General features: G+C 63.5%; 21 protein-coding genes. 13 read left to right on the forward strand and 8 right to left on the reverse strand.

Annotated elements, in window-relative coordinates:
- Positions 1-195: 195 nt before the first annotated feature.
- The gene (locus tag V1286_RS38315) at positions 196-792 is read right to left on the reverse strand and encodes a PadR family transcriptional regulator (protein ID WP_334489283.1); all 597 of its coding nucleotides are present in this window, start codon (positions 790-792) and stop codon (positions 196-198) included.
- A 128-nt stretch (positions 793-920) separates the two neighbouring features.
- Between V1286_RS38315 and V1286_RS38320 the strand changes: the two genes are divergently transcribed.
- The 4 genes from V1286_RS38320 to V1286_RS38335 all read left to right on the forward strand — a co-directional run bounded on the left by V1286_RS38320 (position 921) and on the right by V1286_RS38335 (position 6910).
- Positions 921-1307 (forward strand): nuclear transport factor 2 family protein, encoded by a 387-nt coding sequence (locus V1286_RS38320; protein ID WP_334489286.1) that lies wholly within the window; start codon positions 921-923, stop codon positions 1305-1307.
- A gap of 175 nt (positions 1308-1482) precedes the next feature.
- Positions 1483-3273 carry an acyl-CoA dehydrogenase C-terminal domain-containing protein gene (locus V1286_RS38325; protein ID WP_334489289.1) on the forward strand — a complete coding sequence of 597 codons (1791 nt, stop codon included), beginning with the start codon at positions 1483-1485 and terminating at the stop codon, positions 3271-3273.
- 64 nt (positions 3274-3337) lie between these two features.
- Positions 3338-4546 carry an acetyl-CoA C-acetyltransferase gene (locus V1286_RS38330; RefSeq protein WP_334489292.1) on the forward strand — a complete coding sequence of 403 codons (1209 nt, stop codon included), beginning with the start codon at positions 3338-3340 and terminating at the stop codon, positions 4544-4546.
- A 153-nt stretch (positions 4547-4699) separates the two neighbouring features.
- Positions 4700-6910, forward strand: coding sequence for an FAD-dependent oxidoreductase (locus tag V1286_RS38335; protein ID WP_334489294.1), 2211 nt, complete (start codon positions 4700-4702; stop codon positions 6908-6910).
- 189 nt (positions 6911-7099) lie between these two features.
- Here V1286_RS38335 and gstA read toward each other — a convergent pair whose 3' ends face one another.
- Positions 7100-7714: a glutathione transferase GstA gene (gstA, locus tag V1286_RS38340; protein WP_334489296.1), complete on the reverse strand. Its 615-nt coding sequence runs from the start codon at positions 7712-7714 to the stop codon at positions 7100-7102.
- A 128-nt stretch (positions 7715-7842) separates the two neighbouring features.
- Between gstA and V1286_RS38345 the strand changes: the two genes are divergently transcribed.
- The 5 genes from V1286_RS38345 (at position 7843) to V1286_RS38365 (ending at position 11817) form a co-directional block, all read left to right on the forward strand.
- Positions 7843-8331, forward strand: a complete 489-nt coding sequence (locus V1286_RS38345; protein ID WP_212422353.1) for a MarR family winged helix-turn-helix transcriptional regulator — start codon at positions 7843-7845, stop codon at positions 8329-8331.
- Between the two features lie 96 nt (positions 8332-8427).
- Positions 8428-9798, forward strand: coding sequence for a glutamate--cysteine ligase (locus V1286_RS38350; protein WP_334489297.1), 1371 nt, complete (start codon positions 8428-8430; stop codon positions 9796-9798).
- 275 nt (positions 9799-10073) lie between these two features.
- Positions 10074-10598, forward strand: coding sequence for a PAN domain-containing protein (locus V1286_RS38355; RefSeq protein WP_334490221.1), 525 nt, complete (start codon positions 10074-10076; stop codon positions 10596-10598).
- A gap of 91 nt (positions 10599-10689) precedes the next feature.
- Positions 10690-11094 carry a thioredoxin family protein gene (locus tag V1286_RS38360; RefSeq protein WP_334490223.1) on the forward strand — a complete coding sequence of 135 codons (405 nt, stop codon included), beginning with the start codon at positions 10690-10692 and terminating at the stop codon, positions 11092-11094.
- Between the two features lie 6 nt (positions 11095-11100).
- On the forward strand, positions 11101-11817 hold the full coding sequence (locus V1286_RS38365) for a cytochrome c biogenesis CcdA family protein (RefSeq protein ID WP_334489299.1): 717 nt from the start codon (positions 11101-11103) through the stop codon (positions 11815-11817).
- 12 nt (positions 11818-11829) lie between these two features.
- Here V1286_RS38365 and V1286_RS38370 read toward each other — a convergent pair whose 3' ends face one another.
- From V1286_RS38370 to V1286_RS38390, 5 genes are all read right to left on the reverse strand, one after another.
- The gene (locus tag V1286_RS38370; RefSeq protein ID WP_334489301.1) at positions 11830-12402 is read right to left on the reverse strand and encodes a nucleotidyltransferase family protein; all 573 of its coding nucleotides are present in this window, start codon (positions 12400-12402) and stop codon (positions 11830-11832) included.
- Positions 12403-12504: 102 nt separating this feature from the next.
- Positions 12505-12843 (reverse strand): MmcQ/YjbR family DNA-binding protein, encoded by a 339-nt coding sequence (locus V1286_RS38375; RefSeq protein WP_334489304.1) that lies wholly within the window; start codon positions 12841-12843, stop codon positions 12505-12507.
- A 111-nt stretch (positions 12844-12954) separates the two neighbouring features.
- On the reverse strand, positions 12955-13728 hold the full coding sequence (lepB, locus tag V1286_RS38380; protein WP_417021306.1) for a signal peptidase I: 774 nt from the start codon (positions 13726-13728) through the stop codon (positions 12955-12957).
- Positions 13729-13742: 14 nt separating this feature from the next.
- A complete protein-coding gene (gene tldD, locus V1286_RS38385; protein WP_334489312.1) occupies positions 13743-15167 on the reverse strand; it encodes a metalloprotease TldD in 1425 nt (474 codons plus the stop codon).
- Between the two features lie 159 nt (positions 15168-15326).
- The gene (locus V1286_RS38390; protein WP_417021230.1) at positions 15327-15749 is read right to left on the reverse strand and encodes a winged helix-turn-helix transcriptional regulator; all 423 of its coding nucleotides are present in this window, start codon (positions 15747-15749) and stop codon (positions 15327-15329) included.
- Positions 15750-15881: 132 nt separating this feature from the next.
- Between V1286_RS38390 and V1286_RS38395 the strand changes: the two genes are divergently transcribed.
- From V1286_RS38395 to V1286_RS38405, 3 genes are read left to right on the forward strand one after another with little or no spacing between them, the layout of a single operon-like run.
- Positions 15882-16274 (forward strand): DoxX family protein, encoded by a 393-nt coding sequence (locus tag V1286_RS38395; protein WP_334489315.1) that lies wholly within the window; start codon positions 15882-15884, stop codon positions 16272-16274.
- A 10-nt stretch (positions 16275-16284) separates the two neighbouring features.
- Complete coding sequence (locus V1286_RS38400) at positions 16285-16791, forward strand: DsrE family protein (RefSeq protein WP_334489318.1); 507 nt, start codon at positions 16285-16287, stop codon at positions 16789-16791.
- A 50-nt stretch (positions 16792-16841) separates the two neighbouring features.
- On the forward strand, positions 16842-17453 hold the full coding sequence (locus tag V1286_RS38405; protein WP_334489321.1) for a TlpA family protein disulfide reductase: 612 nt from the start codon (positions 16842-16844) through the stop codon (positions 17451-17453).
- A 268-nt stretch (positions 17454-17721) separates the two neighbouring features.
- On the opposite strand, the gene V1286_RS38410 is transcribed toward V1286_RS38405, so the two are convergent.
- A complete protein-coding gene (locus V1286_RS38410) occupies positions 17722-18261 on the reverse strand; it encodes an invasion associated locus B family protein (RefSeq protein ID WP_417021231.1) in 540 nt (179 codons plus the stop codon).
- 569 nt (positions 18262-18830) lie between these two features.
- Here V1286_RS38410 and coxB point away from each other — a divergent pair.
- Positions 18831-19667, forward strand: coding sequence for a cytochrome c oxidase subunit II (gene coxB, locus V1286_RS38415; protein ID WP_334489324.1), 837 nt, complete (start codon positions 18831-18833; stop codon positions 19665-19667).
- Positions 19668-19730: the final 63 nt, after the last annotated feature.

The following is a 19730-nucleotide window of genomic DNA, read 5'->3' on the forward strand; positions in this document are numbered from 1 at the left end:
GGTAAAGAACGGGTTAAGGAATGGGACGGACGGCCGCAAAAGTTACCGGGTGCCAGTTCGGCTTTGGATTTAAAGCATTTTCCGGCGAAAGCCTGCCCCCGGACTTGATCCGCCGTGGCGGCTGGTTCGCGTCAGGAAAACGCGTCAGATCAGGAATCCGGAAGACGGTTCCGATTCGATCGGATCGGAAAAGCCCTAGCCGCTATTTTCGCGCTGGCCGTCTTCGAGCGACACGACGTTGGTCCGCTCTGCACTGGGCGACAGGGCCGACAGCGCCTCGATCGCCTCTTCGCACCATTCCGCCACCGCCCGCTCATAGCTGAGGCCAACGCGAAGTCCGAGCAGTTTGCCGACATCGGCCGGCGCCGCGATGCCCTGGGGGAAACGTTTGTTGAGCAGGCGCTCGTAGCGGGCGAAACGGTCGCGGTGATGCTCCAGCCGCGCCATCAGGTCGGTGCGCAGCGGTTCGACGTCGACGCTGTCGAGCGCATAGAGCCGCACCAGCAGGTCGTCCTTGATCGAGGCCGGGACGCTCGGCCGGGCGGCCCAATGCCTGAGCGCGGCGCGGCCTTCCGGCGTGAGCGTATAGACCAGCTTGTTCGGCTTGCCGGACTGCACCACCTCGCGGCCCTGGATATGGCCGCGGTCGCGGAGTTTTGTCAGTTCCCGATAAATTTGCTGGTGGTCGGCCTTCCAGAAGAATCCAATGGAGTTGTCGAACGTCTTGGCGAGCTCATAGCCCGTCATCGGACGTTCGGTCAGGCAGGCAAGGATCGCGTCACCAAGCGCCAAGACGCCGGCCTCCAGTTTTCAGGATTGATTGACATTATGCATAAAATTGCATATGCGTCAACGCGCATAAGCTCCGGACAAACCCATTCCCCGGCGTCAGCCCGCCATCGTCCGCCAGAGGAGACATGATGACCATGAGCGGCCTCGACAAGTGGTACGGCTACATGAAGTCGCATGACACGGCGGCGTTGTGGGACCTGCTGCACCCGGATGCGGTGTTCGAAAGCCCCGTCGTCCACACGCCGCAGCGCGGGCGCGACATCACCTTCAAATATCTGGCAAGCGCCGGGAAGGTCCTCGGTGGCCCCGGCTTCAAATACACCGGCGAATGGCGCAGCGCTGATGGCGCGGTCCTCGAATTCGAAAACGAGATCGAGGACATCAAGATCAACGGCGTCGACATCATCACCTTTAGCGATGACGGTAAGATCACGCACTTCAAGGTGATGGTGCGTCCGCTGAAGGGAATCAATCTGCTGCACCGCTTGATGGGGGAGCAGCTCGCCAAAGGGTGAGGGAGCAAAGGCCGCGACCATCTCCGGCGCCGTTTACGCCGCAATGGCTGACGAGATATTTGCCGGCCTGCTCACTCCCTGGAATCTCCGGAACCGGATAAGGTCTACGTCCGGAACGTCACACGAATTTCATTTCAAGCGCCTTCGTCACATTCGCCGCTGCCGGGAGAACACCATGCCGATCTACAAAGCCCCCGTGGAAGACGTCACCTTCCTGCTCAACGACGTGTTCCAGATCGATCGCTACGACAATCTTCCCGGCTTCACCGACGCCTCCGCCGATGTGCGCGAGGCGATCATCGGCGAAGCCGCAAAACTCTCCGAAGAGGTGTTGCAGCCGCTCAATCGTGTCGGCGATCTCGAAGGCTGCAAGCGGCATGACGACGGCTCGGTGACGACGCCGAAGGGCTTTAAGGAAGCCTTCAAGCAGGTCGCCGAAGGCGGCTGGCTCGGGCTGTCGGCGCCGGCGGAATATGGCGGGCAGGGGCTGCCGGTCACGCTGAGCCAGGTCGTCACCGAATTCCAGAGCGCGGCCAACATGGCGTTCTCGATGTATGGCGGCCTCACCATGGGCGCCACCGCGGCGCTGCTGGTGCATGGCAAGCCCGAGCAGAAGAAGATGTTCGTGCCGAAGATGGTGGCGGGCGAGTGGACCGGCACCATGAACCTCACCGAGCCGCAATGCGGCACCGATCTCGGCCTGTTGCGCACCAAGGCCGTCAAGCAGGCCGACGGCAGCTACAAGATATCAGGCACCAAGATATTCATCTCTGCGGGCGAGCACGATATCGCCGAGAACATCATCCATCTGGTGCTGGCGCGCATCGAAGGTGCGCCGGCCGGCATCAAGGGCGTGTCGCTGTTCGTGGTGCCGAAGGTGCTGGTCAATGCCGATGGCTCGCTCGGCGCGCGCAACGGCGTGTCCTGCGGCTCGATCGAGCACAAGATGGGCATCCACGGCAATTCCACCTGCGTGATGAACTACGACAACGCCACCGGCTGGCTGATCGGTGAAGAGAACAAGGGCATGCAGGGCATGTTCGTGATGATGAACGAGGCCCGCCTCGGCGTCGCCGTGCAGGGGCTGGCGCAGTCCGAGGTCGCCTATCAGAACGCTGTCAATTACGCGCGCGAGCGTCTGCAGGGCCGCTCCCTGACCGGCGCAAAGGAAGCAGACAAGCCGGCCGACCCGATCATCGTGCATCCCGACGTGCGCCGCGTGCTGCTCACCATCCGCGCCTTCAACGAAGCGGCGCGCGCCATGGTGGTGTGGACCGCGCTGAAGAGCGACGTCGCCCACCGCTCCTCCGACCCAAAGGACCGTCAGGAGGCTGACGACCATATGGGCCTGATGACGCCGGTCATGAAAGGCGTGATGACCGATGTCGGCTTCTCCAACGCGGTGCTGGCGCAGCAGATGTATGGCGGCCACGGCTATATCGCCGAGCACGGCATGGAGCAGTTCGTGCGCGATGCGCGCATCGCCATGCTCTATGAGGGCGCCAACGGCATCCAGGCGCTCGACCTTGTGGGGCGTAAATTGCCGCGCGACGGCGGCCGCGCCGTGATGGCGTTCTTTGCCGAAGTCGGCGCCTTCGCCAAGGAGCACGGCGGCGACGAGGCGATGAAGCCGTTCGTCACCCCGCTCTCGGCAGCCCTCGGCCATCTGCAGCAGGCCACCGGCTGGCTGATGCAGAACGCGCTGACCAAGCCCGACAATGCGGGTGCGGCCGCCACCGACTACATGCAATTGTTCGGGCTCGTCACCTTCGCCTATATGTGGGCGCGGATGGCCAAGGTCGCTCAGGACAAGATTGCGAGCAGTGGCGCCACGCCCTATCTGAGCACCAAGTTGGTGACCGGCCGCTTCTTCATGGAGCGCATGCTGCCGGAAACCCACGTCCATCTTGCGCGCATCCAGACCGGCTGCGCGACCACCATGGAATTGGCGGCGGAAGCGTTCTGAGATTTTCCGCCGTTTCCTGTCCTTATCGCCTATAATATTATGATCCTCATACCAGGAGGGCGTCATGCCTGAGGCATATATCTACGATCACGTTCGCACCCCGCGCGGCCGCGGCAAGGCCGATGGCGCGCTCCACGAGGTCACCGCGCTGGCGCTGGCGACAGTGCCGCTGCAGGCGCTGAAGGAGCGCAACAATCTCGGCGAAGACGTCGTCGACGACGTCATCCTCGGCGTGGTCGATCCGGTCGGCGAGGCCGGCTCCGACATCGCGCGCTTCGCGGCGCTGAAGGCGGGCCTCGGTGAATCCGTCCCCGGCGTGCAGATCAGCCGCTTCTGCGCCTCCGGCCTCGATGCGGTGAATTTCGCCGCCGCCCAGATCATGGCCGGCCAGCATGAGCTTGTGATCGGCGGCGGCGCGGAATCGATGAGCCGCGTCGGCATCGGCGCGTCCGGCGGCGCCTGGCCGATGGATCCCTCGATGGCGGTGCCTTCCTATTTCATGCCGCAGGGCGTCTCGGCTGATCTGATCGCGACCAAATACGGTTTCTCGCGCGATGACGTCGACGCCTACGCCGTGCAAAGCCAGCAGCGCGCCGCAAAGGCCTGGGACGAGGGCCGCTTCAACAAGTCGGTGGTGCCGGTGAAGGACGTCAACGGCCTGACAATCCTGGCCAAGGATGAGCACATGCGCCCGACCACGACCATGCAGTCGCTGGCGCAACTGCAGCCGGCGTTCACCGTGGTTGGCCAGATGGGCGGTTTCGATGCGGTGGCGATCCAGTCGCATCCGGAAATCGAGCGCGTCAATTACGTCCACCATGCCGGCAACTCCTCCGGCATCGTCGATGGCGCCGGCGCGGTGCTGCTCGGCAGCAAGGGAGCGGGCGCGAAACATGGCCTGAAGCCGCGTGCAAAGATCCGCGCCTTTGCCAATATCGGTTCGGAGCCCGCGATGATGCTGACCGGGCCGGTCGACGTCACGGAAAAGCTGTTCGAGCGGTCCGGCATGAAGAAGTCGGACATCGACCTGTTCGAGCTCAACGAGGCCTTTGCTTCCGTCGTGCTGCGCTACATCCAGGCGTTCGAGATCGACAATGCCAAGATCAACGTCAATGGCGGCGCGATCGCGCTCGGCCATCCGCTCGGCGCGACCGGGGCCATGATCCTCGGCACCGTGCTCGACGAGCTGGAGCGCACCAACAAGTCCACCGCGCTGGTGACGCTGTGCATCGGCGGCGGCATGGGGACCGCGACGATCATCGAGCGGGTGTGACGCGACGCAATTCGTAGGGTGGGCAAAGCGAAGCGTGCCCACCATCACGAACTCCGCTGGGAATGGTGGGCACGCTGCGCTTTGCCCACCCTACGAAATCCAAGTCAACCGCCGCGCCTGACATCGGCTGCCGGCACCGAGGGAGCAACCAACATGGCCTTCAAGAATTTCAAGGTAGAGACCGACGCCGACGGCATTGCGCTCGTCACCTGGGACATCCCCGGACGTTCGATGAACGTGCTGGACGAGACCTCGACCACCGAGCTCGAAGAGATCCTGAAGCAGACCACGGCCGATGCCGCGGTGAAGGGCGTCGTCATCACCTCCAGCAAGGAAGCGTTCTGCGCCGGCGCCGACCTTTCCATGCTCGAAGGTATGAACAAGGAGTACGCCAAGGTCTTCAAGGAAAAGGGCGAGGTCGCGGCGAACCAGATGCTGTTCGACCAGAGCCGCCGCTTTTCGCTGGTGCTGCGTGGCATCGAAACCTGCGGCAAGCCGTGGGCAGCCGCGATCAACGGGCTGGCGCTGGGCGGCGGTTTTGAGGTGACGCTGTCCTGCCACTACCGTGTTGCGGCTGAAAATCCCAAGACCCGCCTCGGCCTGCCCGAGGTGAAGGTCGGCCTGTTCCCCGGCGCCGGCGGCACCCAGCGCGTGCCGCGCCTCGTGCCGCCGCAGGATGCGATGACGATCCTGCTCAAGGGCGATCCGGTCACGATCGACAAGGCCAAGGCGCTCAATTTGATCCACGCCATCGTGCCGGCTTCCGAACTGGTCAAGGCGGCCAAGGACTGGATCAAGGGCGGCGGCAAGGCCGTCGCGCCCTGGGACGAGAAGGGCTTCAAGCTGCCGGGCGGTCCGGTGTTCTCCAAGAACGGCATGATGATGTTCCCGGCCGGCAACGCCATCTATCGCCGCGAGACCTACGACAATTATCCGGCCGCGCGCGCCATCATGAGCTGCGTCTATGAGGGCCTGCAGTTGCCGATCGACGCCGCGCTGCGCGTCGAGTCGCGTTACTTCACGAAAGTCCTGCGCTCCAAGGAAGCCGCGGCGATGATCCGCAGCCTGTTCCTGTCGATGCAGGAGCTGAACAAGGGTGCCCGGCGTCCGCAAAGCGTGCCGCCGACCAGGATCAAGAAGGTCGCCGTGATCGGCGCCGGCTTCATGGGCGCCAGCGTCGGCTACGTCTCGGCCCGCGCCGGCCTCGACGTCGTGCTGATCGACCGCGACCAGGAAAGCGCCGACAAGGGCAAGGCGCATGCGCAGAAGGTGATCGACGAGCAGGTCGCCAAGGGCCGCGCCAAGGCCACTGACCGCGACGCGCTGCTGGCGCGCATCACGCCGACCGCCGACTACGCCACGCTCGGGGATTGCGACCTCGTCATCGAGGCCGTGTTCGAGGACCGCAAGGTCAAGGCTGAGACTTTTGCCAAGGCGCAGCAATACCTCAGGGCGGACGCGATCTTCGCTTCCAACACCTCGACGCTGCCGATCACCTCGCTGGCCGAAAGCTTCAAGGAGCAGGGCAAGTTCGTCGGCATTCACTTCTTCTCGCCGGTCGAGAAGATGATGCTGGTCGAAATCATCCTCGGCAAGAACACCGGCGACATCGCGCTCGCCGCCGCGCTCGACTATGTCCGGATGATCGGCAAGACGCCGATCGTCGTCAATGATTCGCGCGGCTTCTACGCCAACCGCTGCGTCGGCCGTTACATCGCCGAAGGCAACGAGATGTTCCTCGAAGGCGTGCCGCCGGCGATGATCGAGAACTGCGCCAAGATGGCCGGCATGCCGGTCGGTCCGCTGTCGCTGTCCGATGAAGTCGCCCTCGACCTCGGCCTGAAGGTCATCAAGGCAACCGAAGCCGATCTTGGTCCCAATTCCATCAACCCGGATCAGAAGAAGCTGATGGTGGAACTGGTCGAGAAGCAGGGGCGCTTGGGGCGCAAGAACAGCAAGGGCTTTTACGACTATCCCGAGAAGGGCAAGGGCCAGAAGAGCCTGTGGCCGGGCCTGTCGGCGCTGCAGCCCAAGCAGCTCGATCCGGATACGCTCGATATCGAGGAGCTGAAGCAGCGTTTTCTGGTGGTGCAGGCGGTGGAAGCCGCGCGCACGGTCGAGGATCACGTCATCACCGATCCGCGCGAGGCCGATGTCGGCTCGATACTCGGTTTTGGCTTTGCGCCGTTCACCGGCGGCACGCTGTCCTACATCGACTTCATGGGCACGCGGAAGTTCGTCGAGCTCTGCCACAGGTTAGAGGCCAAATACGGCTCGCGCTTTACCCCGCCGAAACTGCTGGAAGACATGGCGGCCAGCGGCGAGACCTTCTACGGCCGCTTCCCGCCGAAGAAGGCGGCGTAAGGTGGCCAAGTAGCCAACCCCGTCATTGCCTGCGACAAACGCGAAGCGTTTGCGCAAGGGAGCGTAGCGACGAAGCAATCCATCCATCCGTTATGCCGCGATATGGATTGCTTCGCTTCGCTCGCAATGACGTAAACAAAAAGGGCCGGATCATCGATCCGGCCCTTTCGCATTCCATCGTTGAAAATCTCACGCCGCCTTCATCAGGCCTTCCTTGGTCAGCGCTTCCTGCACCTTCGGGCGGGCGGCGATGCGGGCCTTGTAGGCCAGAAGGTTCGGCATCTCGGAAAGATCGAACTTCAACCGGTCCGCCCAGGACAGCATCGTGAACAGATAGCCATCGGCAACGGTGAACTGGCTGCCCATCAAATAGTCGCGCCCCGCAAGCTGGGCCTCGACATACTTGAATTTGCCCATCACCCGGTCCTTGAAGAACGCCTTGGCCTCGTCGGCCAGCACCGGCGAGAACATCGGGCCGAAACTCTTGTGCAGTTCCGTGGTGATGAAGTTGAGCCACTCCAGCAGCTTGTAGCGCTCGGCGCTATCGCGGGCGGGCGCGAGGTTCTTAGCCGCGGCCTTGTCGGCGATCATCTGGACGATGACCGGCCCCTCGGTGACCAGTTCGCCCGAATCGAGCGCCAGTACCGGCACCTGGCCCTTCGGGTTGACCTTCAAAAAGTCGTCACCGTTCTCCAGCTTCTTGGTGCGCAGGTCGACCTTGACCAGGTCATAGGGCAGACCGGCCTCGAGGAGCGCGATATGGGGGGATAGCGAGCAGGCGCCTGGCGTATAATACAGTTTCATCGGCTTTTCCTTCCCTCGATATTATCATTATCGGGTGGAGTGACTAAATGCATTTGCATGTAATAGTCAAGATTGATGCAGCTGCATTTAGTGCGGTACACTGATCTGTGACAGATACGGACTGGATGATGAAACGCAAACCATCGACCGAGGCGACCGCCGCCTGGATCCGCCTGATGCGGGTGCAGAGCCGGGTGCTCGATGCCGTCGAGCAGGATTTGAAGAAAGCGGGCTTTCCGCCGCTGGCCTGGTATGACGCGCTGCTGGAACTGTCGCGTGCGCCGTCCGGCGAGATGCGCCCGGTGGAACTGGAAAAGCAGATGCTGATCCCGCAATATTCGACCTCGCGGCTGATCGACCGCCTGGTGGACGAGGGCCTGGCGGCGCGGCGTGAATGCAAGATCGACAAGCGCGGCCAGTTCGTGGAGATCACCGAAGCCGGGCGCGAACTGCAGAAGAAAATGTGGAGCGCCTATTCGGCGGCGATCGAAAAGCACGTCGGCTCGAAACTGTCCGATGCCGACGCCATGAAGCTTTGCGGTCTGCTCGACCGGCTGGGCTGCTCCTGCTCCGACGTCAAGGCCGCCGCTGCCCGCGACGGCGTGCCGGCGCGATGATAACCCTGATATATTTCGTTGTTGCGGACGACGCCGTCCGCATTCCCTTGGCCATAAGGCGCGTTCGGTCGAATCGCCAGATATCCGGATTTTTTCATGGCGCGTGACCAGATCGATATGACGCCGCTGCAATCGCGTGACGAACTCGTCACGTGGTTCGAGGCCGGCTGCAAGCCGCGGTCCGAGTTCCGCATCGGTACCGAACACGAGAAGACCCCGTTCACGCTGGAGGGCCGTCAGCCCGTGCCATACGAGGGCGCGCGCGGCATCGGCGCGCTGCTCGAAGGTATGCAGCTCCTGCTCGGCTGGGAGCCGATCATGGAGCGTGGCAACATCATCGGGCTCTACGACGTTACCGGCGGCGGCGCGATTTCGCTGGAGCCGGGCGGGCAGTTCGAGTTGTCGGGGGCGCCGGTCGAAAACGTGCACCAGACCCAGGCCGAGCTGATGGCGCATCTGGCGCAGGTGCGCGAGATCGCGACGCCCCTTGGGATCGGCTTTCTCGGGCTCGGCATGACGCCGTCCTGGTCGCGGGAGCAGATTCCCGTGATGCCCAAGGGCCGCTACAAGATCATGAGCAACTACATGCCGAAGGTCGGGCAATATGGCATCGACATGATGTACCGGACCTGCACGGTGCAGACCAATCTCGACTTCTCTTCGGAAGCCGACATGGTCAAGAAGCTGCGCGTGTCGATTGCGCTGCAGCCGGTGGCGACCGCCCTGTTTGCCAACTCGCCCTTCACCGAAGGCAAGTCCAATGGGTACCTGTCGTTCCGCTCCGAGATCTGGCGCGACACCGATAACGCGCGCTCCGGCATGTTGCCGTGGGTGTTCGAGGACGGCATGGGGTTCGAGCGCTGGGTCGACTATGCGCTCGACGTTCCCATGTACTTCGTCAAGCGCGGCGACACCTATATCGACGTCGCAGGTTCCTCGTTCCGCGCCTTCTTCGAGGGCCGCAACAATTCACTGCCTGGGGAGCGTCCGACCTTGTCGGACTGGGCCAACCATCTGTCGACGATTTTCCCGGAAGTCCGCCTCAAGCGTTATCTGGAAATGCGCGGTGCGGACGGCGTGCCATGGGGCCGGCTGCCGGCGCTGCCGGCGTTCTGGGTCGGGCTGCTGTATGACGACGAAAGCCTGAACGAGGCCTGGGAGCTGGTCAGTCACTGGACCGCGCCGGAGCGTCAGGCGCTACGCGACGACGTGCCGCGCTTCGGCTTTAAGGCCAGGATCAAGGACCGTTATCTGTTCGAAATCGCCCGGGAATGCCTGAAGCTGTCGCATGCCGGCTTGCGGCGGCGTGGCCGCGTCGATCATTCCGGCCGCGACGAGAGCCGTTACCTCGAACCGCTGGAGCGCATCCTCGAATCGGGCCGCACGCCGGCGGAAGAAATGCTCGACAAATTCAACGGCGAGTGGGGCGGTTCCGTGGAGCCCGTCTATCAGGAATACGCGTTTTAATTTAACGGGTTGCTTAACCTTTGGGCCGTTCATCCACCGTACAGGTTGATGGCGCTCAAATGACGGCCGGATGGAGCATGATCTCCGCGCAAACGCGTTTTTCGCGTTTGTCGCGAAGGAAGACCGGTGCCGGTCTTCCAAGGAAATCATGCTCGAATCAAAGGGCTGGGGCGGGACGGCTTTTCGAAGGCCATCCCGCGCTGGAAGCGCATACTCGAAAGCAACGTACTCGAAAGCAACCTTGCATGGGGACTGTTCGCCTGCTCAGGGCGTGTATGGTGACGCTCGCCTTTTTGGCGGCGGCCGTAGGCGCGCGCCCGGCGCTGGCGCAGGCCAATTTCGACCGTCCTGGCGGCGATTATCTCAGCTCGCCCGTGATCTCGGGCGATCCGGCGGAATGCGCGCTGGTGTGCGAGCGCGACCGCCGCTGCCGTGCCTGGACCTTCAGCTATCCGACCGACCTGACCAAAGGCGCGGTATGCTGGCTCAAGAGCAACGTGCCGGCGCGGGTACAGAGCGATTGCTGCGTCTCGGGCGTGCGCGGCGCCGGCGTGGTCGAACGGCGCAACGAGACAACCGAAACCTCGATCGACCGCTTCGGCGGCGACTACAAGAGTTTTGATCTCAAGAGCGGCGACGGCGACGACGCCTGCAAGGCCGCCTGCGCCGCCGACAACAAATGCCGCGCCTGGACCTATGCCCGGCCCGGCTACGCCGGCAAGGAGGCGCACTGCTTCCTGAAGAAGGACATCAAGCCGCCGCGGCGGAAGGCGGGGTTCACGTCCGGTGTGGTGAGGTAACATTTCAGGCCCTGCGACGTAATTGGCATGCGCACTGGAACTGTTCGTTCCGGTCGAGCGCATCTGGCTGCGCGTATTCAGGGAGATCATGATGAAATTCTCGCGGAGGTTCTTTGGCGGTGCCGTTGTCGCGGCCGGTCTGGCGTTCGCCGGTTCGCTGTCGCCGGCTCTGGCCGGCACGCCCATTCCGTTCTCGGCGGAGGCCTTCAAGGCGGCCCAGGCCGCGGGCGGCCCGATCCTGGTCGAAATCCATGCCGACTGGTGTCCGACCTGCAAGGCGCAGGGACCTATCCTCGACAAGCTGACGGCGGATCCGAAGTTCAAGGACTTGAAGGTATTCCGGGTCGATTTCGACACGATGAAACCGGTGGTGAAGCAATTCGGCGCCCAGATGCAGTCGACGCTGATCGTGTTCAAGGGATCCGCCGAGAAGGGCCGTTCCGTCGGCGATACCAAGCAGCCCTCGATCGCGGCGCTGCTCGACAAGAGCCTCTGAGCTGCCGTGAGCGCCCTCGCGCTGGCCTTCGTGGCTGGACTGCTTTCGATCCTGTCGCCCTGTGTGTTGCCGCTGGTGCCGATCGTGCTCGGCGCTGCCGTCGCCGCGCACGCGTTCGGCGCGTTTGCGCTGGCAGCGGGCCTCGCAATCTCTTTTGCCTTGCTTGGCTTGCTGCTTGCGCTGGTCGGATTCGGCCTCGGCATCGATGCCGGAATCTTCCGCATGGCTGCCGCAGCGATCATGATCGCGCTGGGTGCGGTGCTGCTCGTTCCCGCCTGGCAAGCGAGGCTCGCGGCGGCCGGCGGGCCGGTGGCCGGTTGGGCCGATCAGCGCCTCGGCGGTTTTGCCTCCTCGGGCCTCGCCGGACAGTTTGCCATCGGCCTCCTGCTCGGCGCCGTCTGGTCGCCTTGCGTTGGACCGACGCTTGGTGCGGCGTCGCTGCTGGCCTCGCAGGGCCGCGACCTGCCGCAGGTCGGATTGACGATGGCGGTCTTCGGCATCGGTGCCGGGGTGCCGCTGGTTTTGCTGGGATTGCTGTCGCGCGCCTCCCTGATGCGCGTCCGCTCCGGCCTGTTGTCAGCGGGAAAGCTCGGCAAGGGCTTGCTCGGAGCCGCATTTATTCTGATTGGCGCTACGATCGTCAGCGGTACGGACAAGAAAATCGAGGCCGCGCTGGTCGATGCCTCACCGCAATGGCTGACGGATTTGACGACCTCGTTCTAGTGGCGCCGGTGATCAGGCCGAAACCGCCGGCAGCACCGTGATCTCCGGCCACAGCGCCTTCCATCGTTGCGCCTTCGCTTCGTAATTCGCCGCGGAAAAATTCGCGCCGGGATTGGGCCGCACGATCAGTGCGGCGATATCGTCGTAACCATTCGGCGCGTAGACCTCGTAAGCCTCGCGCGTGCGGCGGATTCCGATCTGCGTGTTCCTGGTCAGGAATCGGTCGATGCCTTGCGCCGAGCAACGCAGCGGTGGATAGGGCAGGCCATGTTTCTTGGGGTACCAGAGATGAACGCGCGCCTGGTTGCGCGCCTCGACCTTGATCCCGCGTGTGGCGAAACGCTCGGCCAGCGTGCGGATGACCTTGTCTTCCGCCTCCCACGACATATCGGGATCGAAATAGAACACGTCGTAATCGTTGATGCCGTAGTCGATCGCGCGCTTCGTCAGCACGTTCCACACCGTTTGCACCAGGCATCCGGAGACCAGCCATGCATCCGGCAGCGCCAGCCGAAACAGTTCCTCGGCAATGATTTCGTTGGCGCGATTTTGCAAGGCGGCGGTGAGGAATTGGTCGGTATTCATGATCATGCCGTAGGGTGGGCAAAGCGAAGCGTGCCCACCATTCCCTGCGGAGTGCCGATGGTGGGCACGGCGCAAGCGCCTTTGCCCACCCTACGAATTCTACTATGTTGCGTCGAATTCCTTCACCGCCTTCTTCGACGCCAGCGAGCGCCAGTGCCGGCGCAGGAACGGCTCGACGGTGGCGCGGCTGGCCTTCGACAGGCGGATCAACACGATCGAATAATCGCGGTAGTGATCAGTGAAGTAAAACACCTTCGGCTGGCTTTCCACCAGCATCTCGCGCTCGTCCCTTGGCACGCCCGGCATCACCAGGCTGTCGGCGTCTTCCCTCAGCCGCGCCAGCATCTTCTTGCGCACCTTTAAGGCCGGCGTGCCGTAGGAGGTGCCGTCTTCGACCTCAGGCCAGGCCAGTGCGATTTTTCTGACGTCGTCGAAGGTCATGGATTGTGCCGTAGGGTGGGCAAAAGCGAAGCGTGCCCACCATAAGCTTGATCGCCGGCGAGTTGGTGGGCACGGCGCAAATGCGCCTTTGCCCACCCTACTTCTACGCGCTCAATGCACGGATGTAAAAAACCGCGCCAGCCGAAAACCCGACAGCCAGGTCCACACCGGCTGGCTACGCATGCCGAGATCCCAGGAGCCGACCACGGCATCAGCCCGGCCGATCAGATTGTCGATCGGCAGCAGCCCCACGCCGCCGTCACGCACCGCGACGCGGCTGTCGGCGGAATTGTCCCTGTTGTCGCCGAGCACGAACAGTTGGCCCGGCGGCACCGTCACCTCGGGCGTGTTGTCGAGCCTTCCATTGTCGCGCATCTTGAAGATCGCGTGGCTGACGCCGTTCGGCAGCGTCTCGACGAAGCGATAGGCCTGCTCCGTGTTGCCGCGATCGTCTTCCGCCTGGCCGACGCCTTCCGGCTTCAACGCCGCGGCGTGGTCGTTGATGAAGAGCTGGCCCTGACGCATCTGGATGCGGTCACCCGGCAATCCCACCACGCGCTTGACCCAGGCCTGCGAGCGGTCGCCCGGCCAGCGGAACACGACGACGTCGCCGCGCTTGGGCGTATCGCCGAACACGCGGCCGGTTTCCGGCAGCGTGATCTGGATCGGCAGCGACGCCGCGCCGTAGCCGTAGGGAAATTTCGAGGCCAGCAGCGCGTCGCCGATCAGAAGCGTCGGCTCCATCGAGCCGGACGGCACGTAAAACGGCTCGGCCAGCGCGCCCTTGGCAACGAACACGACGGCGACGATCGCAGCCAACTGCACGGCCTGCGCGCGCCAGCTCACCGGTTTGGCGATCGAGCTTTCCTTCCGGTCGCTCACCATCTTCTCGTCGCTCACTAGCCCGTTCCTCCGACCGTGATCTTCTCCATCCGCAGCGTCGGCTGGCCGACGCCGACAGGCACGCCCTGGCCGTTCTTGCCGCAGGTGCCGATGCCGGTATCGAGCGCCAGATCGTTGCCGACCATGGTGATCCGATGCAGGTCGGTCGGCCCGTTGCCGATCAGCATCGCGCCCTTCAGGGGCGCGCCGAGCTTGCCGTTCTCGATCTTGTAGGCCTCGGTGCACTGGAACACATATTTGCCCGAGGTGATGTCGACCTGGCCGCCGCCGAAATTCGCGGCGTAGATGCCGTTCTTCACCGAGGCCAGAATTTCCGCCGGATCGCGCTGCCCCGCCAGCATGTAGGTATTGGTCATGCGCGGCATCGGCACATGGGCGTAGCTCTGGCGGCGGCCGTTGCCGGTCGGCTTCATGTTCATCAGCCGCGCGTTCTGCCGGTCCTGCATGTAGCCGACCAGAATGCCGTCCTCGATCAGCACGGTGCGGTTGGTCGGCGTGCCCTCGTCGTCGATGGAGAGCGAGCCGCGCCGCGACGCCATGGTGCCGTCGTCCACCACCGTGACGCCCTTGGCCGCGACCTGCTTGCCCATCAGCCCTGCAAAGGCCGAGGTCTGCTTGCGGTTGAAGTCGCCTTCGAGGCCATGGCCGACGGCTTCATGCAGCATCACGCCGGGCCAGCCGGCGCCCAGCACCACGTCCATTTCACCGGCAGGCGCGGGGACCGATTCCAGATTGACCAGCGCCTCGCGGATCGCGCCGTCGGCCGCCTCGCGCCACGCCTTGGTCTCGATGAACCGCGCATAGCCCTCGCGGCCGCCATAACCCTTGCTGCCGCTCTCCTGCCGGTCGCCTTGCCCTGCGACCACCGAAATATTGACCCGCACCAGGGGCCGGATGTCGCGATAGCTCTCGCCGTCGGGGCGCAGGATTTCCACCACCTGCCAGGTGGCGCCCAGGCTGATGGAAGCCTGCCGCACCCGCGGATCCTTGTCGCGCACATAGGCATCGATCTCGGCCAGCAGTTTTACCTTGGCCTCAAACCCCGGCGCATCCAGCGGATTGTCGTCGCCATAGAGCCGCACATTGGTATGCGCGGGAGCAGCGGCAAAATTGCCGCTGTAGCCACCGCGCACAGCGGCCACCGCATCCGCCGCGCGGATCAGCGCCGGCAGAGATACGTCGGAGGAATGCGCATAGCCGACCGCGTCGTCCTTCACCGCGCGCAGGCCAAAGCCCTGCGACGTGTCATAAGTGGCCTGCTTCAGCCGCCCATTGTCAAAACCGAGCGCTTCGGTCTGGCCATATTCCAGGAACAGCTCGCCGTCGTCGGCCCCCTCAAGCCCCCGCGTAATCTCACGTCGGACGGCATCGCGGTCGAGATTGGCGCGGTCGAGCAGGGAGGTTGTGGCGGGATTGGTCATGCAGACTCCGATTCAGCGAAAATGCTTCGTCGTCCCTGCGAAAGCAGGGACCATAACCACAAGCGCTGGCATTGTAAGCGCAGACGTGTGGCGAGTTCACATTACAACATGGACATCTGTGGTTATGGTTCGCAGGAACGACGATGGCTTGAAAGATAGTCATGACAGCCCCGAAAGGGGAGCCCCTTCACGGCAGCTTGTTGTCCGCCTTGCCGGCAACCTCCGCACCGGGCTCCGGCCTGGCGTGTGCATTGGCCCAGCGGAACAGTTCGTCGAATACTGGCCGCAACGCCCGGCCGCCGGGGTCATCTCGTATTCCACGCGTGGCGGCACTTCGGGAAATACCGTGCGCTTCACCAGGCCCTCGCTTTCGAGGTCGCGGAGCTGGGTCGTCAGCATGTGCTGCGTCACGTCCGGGATAGCGCGCCGCAATTGGCCGAATCGCTGCTTGCCGTCGACAAGCTGCCAGAGGATTTCGCCCTTCCACTTGCCTGAGAGCAGACGAAGCGCCCGATGCAACTGCGCTCTGGCCCGCTCAGAGGGGCATTCTTGCCCTTCATTCTCATTAGTCTGCTTTTTCATACTACCCCAGAAAAATCATCCTACTTGTCAATTTCATCTTAGTCCCGAATTTTGGGTTTGACAGCCCCTCAGGGCTCGCCGGCGGACGGCACTTCTGTCCACCACCGCTTTCACCATTCCAGGAGTTTTTCGATGTCGACAATTGTTGCGCCTGCCAGACCGCGCTGGACCTCTGCCGCCTTGTGGGTCGTCAGGGGATTGCTTGCGCTCGCCTTTGTGGCGGCCGGCGGGGCGAAGCTCTATGGCGTTCCGATGCTGGTCGACGAGTTCGAGCACATCGGGCTCGGACAATGGTTTCGCTATGTCACCGGCGGTCTCGAAATCATCGGCGCGATCCTGCTGCTCCTGCCGCGGAAGGCTGCCCTCGGCGCGTTGCTGCTGATCTGCATCATGACCGGCGCGGTGATCACCCATTTATTCGTCATCGGCGGCTCGGCGGTGCCGGCCATTGTTCTGCTGGCGCTGAACGCTGTGGTCGCCTATGCGGAGCGGGGTCAGATCGCATTGCTTGCCGAGACCGCATGAGGCTGCTGCGATGCGCCTTTCTCGCCGCGAGTTGACGATTGCCATGAGGCTGATCCTGGCCTTCGTGGCGCCGCTGACCGTGATCCTGTTGCTGACAGGATCGGGGGCCGCGGACTCAAAGCCGCAGCCGAAACCTGCCGCTTCGGTTCGGATGCATCGGCTGGTGCTGCCGATCAATACCGATGACCCTACCACGATGCGGGCGCTGATCTCGACCTCGCTCAACCTTCCGAAGTACTATCAGGAGCGGAACGAAGCCTTCACGATCGAAGTCGTCGCCTACAACGCCGGCGTTCACATGCTCCGCGCCGACACGTCACCGGTAAAGGACATGCTGCGGATACTGAGAGGAGTCAATCCGAACATCCGTTTCGTGGTTTGCGAGGCGACCAAGCTTGGCATGGAGCGCCAGGAGGGGCATCCGATCACGCTGATCGACAACGTCGATCTCGTGCCGAGCGGGCCGGGGCGCATCATTGAATTGCAGGAAGCCGACTGGTCCTACATCCGGTCGTGACAAATGGGCCAGAGCTGCACGGGCCAGGTCTGCACAGCGGAGTATCAGACATGACGTCGTATCGCAGGCCGAACCGCCGCACCGTCGTCGCCGGCATGATGGGTGCGGCCGTCTCGCTGACGATGCCGGCGTTGCCGGGGCGCGCGCGGGCCGGCGGACCGCCGCCATTCGCAACCGTCAGGCATCAGTTCACGGAGGTTCGCGGCGCGCGTCCGGTCCCGGCAGTGCCAATCCCGCGCCTCGGCGCAGCGGCGCTCAATCTGGCGTCCTTCCGCGGCAAGGTGGTGCTCGTCAATTTCTGGGCCACCTGGTGCCCGGCCTGCCGCACTGAACTGCCGATACTGGATCGGCTCGCGGGAAACGGCCGCGCCGACCTTGCAGTCGTGGCCATCGCGACTGATCGCGATCGATCGCTGGTCGCGCCCTTCGTGAAAAAACTGAAGCTTCGCGACCTCGCGATCGGCCTCGATCCCGGCGGACTGGTAGCGCGTGCCGGCGCAAGCGACGGCGTCGACACGCCGTTCGCGCTTTACGGCATGCCGATTTCCTTCCTGCTCGGCGTCACCGGGCAAGTCGAAGGCTACATTACCGGTGAAGCGGATTGGCTCTCGCAGGAAGCGGGCCGATTGTTCGATTACTACGCCAGTGCCGGGCGCGGGTGACCGAGACGAACCCGGCTTTGAGGCTGGAGTAGGAGGAGATTAGATTGGGCCGTGACGACGGACCATCTCGTGCCCCGGACGCGAGCGGCCTAAGTGCTGCGGGCCGGGGCCCATTCTACTTTGCATGGGGTTGTTTTCGCGATTTTGTGTCCCGGCCCTGCGGTGTACCGCCGAAGAGTATATGCACGGCGTCCGGGACACGGGATCGTGCTTCGCGCTAACGGCGAATCGATTCGACTCCAACCCATCCCGATCTAGCGTCGGCGGCTCACGGCAGCTTGTCATACCCCTCACCCAGCCCGTTCAGACTGAGCGGAAACCCAATTCCCTCTTCGGGCGTCTCAAAAATAATAAACGTCGCCGTCTTGGCGCTCCGAAGCTGCCCGAGCAGCTTCTCATCCATCACCACCTCAGCCACACATCCATTCGGCAGGCACCTGACAAACCCGGCCCGCCCAACGTCCTGGTTGTCCAGCTTCAGCCCGAGCCCGGAGGGCAGCAGCACGCCCAAGGGCGCCACCACCCGCATCAGCTTGCTCTTCTGGTCGGCGGTTTTCAGCACGATCACGGTGAGGCCGGCGTTGGAGCGGTCCTCGGCTACCACGCTCTGGATCAGGGCGCATTGCTCGCCTTGGGCGCCGGGCGGGGTGTCGCAGCGGATCTGCCAGTCGCCATGGACCGAGCGCACCGCGCCTTGGGCGCTGGCCGTCTGGGTCAGGCCGAGCAGGAACGCTGCGGCGAGCAGGCCGCCGAGCCAGCGGGCCGGTTCCAAGCCAAGTCTTGCCTGGCCAAATCCCGTCTGACGCATTCCCGCCTGATGTTTCGAACGCCCCATCCGGGTCGGTCCTCTTGATCTTTATCTTTCCGGCAGCGCCGGCGACATTTCCGGCCCAGGCCGGCACCACATTGTGATTGAGCTTACCGGACTGATACGCAATGACGGCGCCTTGAAGGCGGTCCCGCAGCCAATCCACGCCGCCTGAGGACCGCCCCTGGCCTCACGCGAATCAGGCCGCCCGGGAGCGCCGTGACTGTGCCTACATCCGGCAACCGGGCTGTCAAGCGGCGAAGCCTTGCAAAATGGCGGGTTTTTGCTGATTTGCCGGGAAAATCCGACATCCGGCGAATAGCAGGTGACGCATGGCGTTGCGCCCCACTACTGCATTGCGAGAGCCTTAGAATTATGGTTTGAGAGGCTGGATTTCGACGCGTTCTAACGATCAGGCCCAGGGTACTGTAGCAATGCTGTTGCAGGTACTTTTGAAGGTGTACTTCCAAAAGTACCTCCGGTAGGCCGTTTGTGAGGGCGGATCGTGCGGCATTTCCGGCCATTCGGCTGAAATGCTTTGGGGACTTATTCAAAGGAGCGCGAGCGGCATGAAGATGTCGAGTGGCCTGATGGGCCGGCGATTGCTGGGGTTGACGGTGGCGGGCGTGGCGCTCGCAGCCGGCGGGGCGGCTTTTGGGGCGCAGCCCAAGCCGTGGGAAATGACGCTGCAGGAAGCCGCGACCCCCGTGATGGAAAACATCATCAGCTTCCATAACTTGCTGCTGGTGCTCATCACGCTGATCACCCTGTTCGTGCTGGTGCTGTTGGTCATCGTGGTGGTGAAGTTCAACGCCAAGGCCAATCCGGTCCCCTCCAGGACCACCCACCACACGCTGATCGAGGTAGCCTGGACGCTGATTCCGGTGCTGATCCTGGTCGCCATCGCGGTGCCGTCGTTCCGCCTCTTGTTCCAGCAGCTCGACATTCCCAAGGCTGACCTCACGGTAAAGGCCACCGGCAAGCAGTGGTACTGGAGCTACGCTTATCCGGATAACGGCAAGTTCGAATTCGATTCGCTGATGGCTGCCGACAAGCAGCCGCGCCTGCTCGGCGTCGACAACGAGATGGTGGTGCCGGTCAACAAGGTGATCCGGATCCAGACCACCGGCGCGGACGTCATTCACGCGTTCGCGGTGCCGTCGTTCGGCATCAAGATCGACTCGATCCCCGGCCGTCTGAACGAGACCTGGTTCAAGGCCACCAAGGTCGGCATGTATTACGGCCAGTGCTCGGAACTGTGCGGCAAGGACCACGCCTTCATGCCGATCGCGGTGCGGGTGGTGACCGATCAGGAATTCGCTTCCTGGGTTGAGGCGGCGCAGAAGAAATATGCGACCAATCCGGCGAACACGTTCGCCTCGGCTGGTGGTCAGGCCGCGCAGTAAGGCGCGGCCAAGGGACAAGCACGGGACAAGGGCGACGGGACCTGAAAAGGTCCGAAAAGGGAC

Source organism: Bradyrhizobium algeriense (assembly GCF_036924595.1).
GTDB classification, from domain to species: Bacteria; Pseudomonadota; Alphaproteobacteria; order Rhizobiales; family Xanthobacteraceae; genus Bradyrhizobium; species Bradyrhizobium algeriense.

Coding starts and splice junctions, on each gene's coding strand:
- V1286_RS38320 (WP_334489286.1), top strand. CDS start 921: ATGACCATGAGCGGCCTCGACAAGTGGTACGGCTACATGAAGTCGCAT.
- V1286_RS38325 (WP_334489289.1), top strand. CDS start 1,483: ATGCCGATCTACAAAGCCCCCGTGGAAGACGTCACCTTCCTGCTCAAC.
- V1286_RS38330 (WP_334489292.1), top strand. CDS start 3,338: ATGCCTGAGGCATATATCTACGATCACGTTCGCACCCCGCGCGGCCGC.
- V1286_RS38335 (WP_334489294.1), top strand. CDS start 4,700: ATGGCCTTCAAGAATTTCAAGGTAGAGACCGACGCCGACGGCATTGCG.
- gstA (WP_334489296.1), bottom strand. CDS start 7,714: ATGAAACTGTATTATACGCCAGGCGCCTGCTCGCTATCCCCCCATATC.
- V1286_RS38345 (WP_212422353.1), top strand. CDS start 7,843: ATGAAACGCAAACCATCGACCGAGGCGACCGCCGCCTGGATCCGCCTG.
- V1286_RS38350 (WP_334489297.1), top strand. CDS start 8,428: ATGGCGCGTGACCAGATCGATATGACGCCGCTGCAATCGCGTGACGAA.
- V1286_RS38355 (WP_334490221.1), top strand. CDS start 10,074: ATGGTGACGCTCGCCTTTTTGGCGGCGGCCGTAGGCGCGCGCCCGGCG.
- V1286_RS38360 (WP_334490223.1), top strand. CDS start 10,690: ATGAAATTCTCGCGGAGGTTCTTTGGCGGTGCCGTTGTCGCGGCCGGT.
- V1286_RS38370 (WP_334489301.1), bottom strand. CDS start 12,402: ATGAATACCGACCAATTCCTCACCGCCGCCTTGCAAAATCGCGCCAAC.
- V1286_RS38375 (WP_334489304.1), bottom strand. CDS start 12,843: ATGACCTTCGACGACGTCAGAAAAATCGCACTGGCCTGGCCTGAGGTC.
- lepB (WP_417021306.1), bottom strand. CDS start 13,728: ATGGTGAGCGACCGGAAGGAAAGCTCGATCGCCAAACCGGTGAGCTGG.
- tldD (WP_334489312.1), bottom strand. CDS start 15,167: ATGACCAATCCCGCCACAACCTCCCTGCTCGACCGCGCCAATCTCGAC.
- V1286_RS38390 (WP_417021230.1), bottom strand. CDS start 15,749: ATGAAAAAGCAGACTAATGAGAATGAAGGGCAAGAATGCCCCTCTGAG.
- V1286_RS38395 (WP_334489315.1), top strand. CDS start 15,882: ATGTCGACAATTGTTGCGCCTGCCAGACCGCGCTGGACCTCTGCCGCC.
- V1286_RS38400 (WP_334489318.1), top strand. CDS start 16,285: ATGCGCCTTTCTCGCCGCGAGTTGACGATTGCCATGAGGCTGATCCTG.
- V1286_RS38405 (WP_334489321.1), top strand. CDS start 16,842: ATGACGTCGTATCGCAGGCCGAACCGCCGCACCGTCGTCGCCGGCATG.
- V1286_RS38410 (WP_417021231.1), bottom strand. CDS start 18,261: ATGCGTCAGACGGGATTTGGCCAGGCAAGACTTGGCTTGGAACCGGCC.
- coxB (WP_334489324.1), top strand. CDS start 18,831: ATGAAGATGTCGAGTGGCCTGATGGGCCGGCGATTGCTGGGGTTGACG.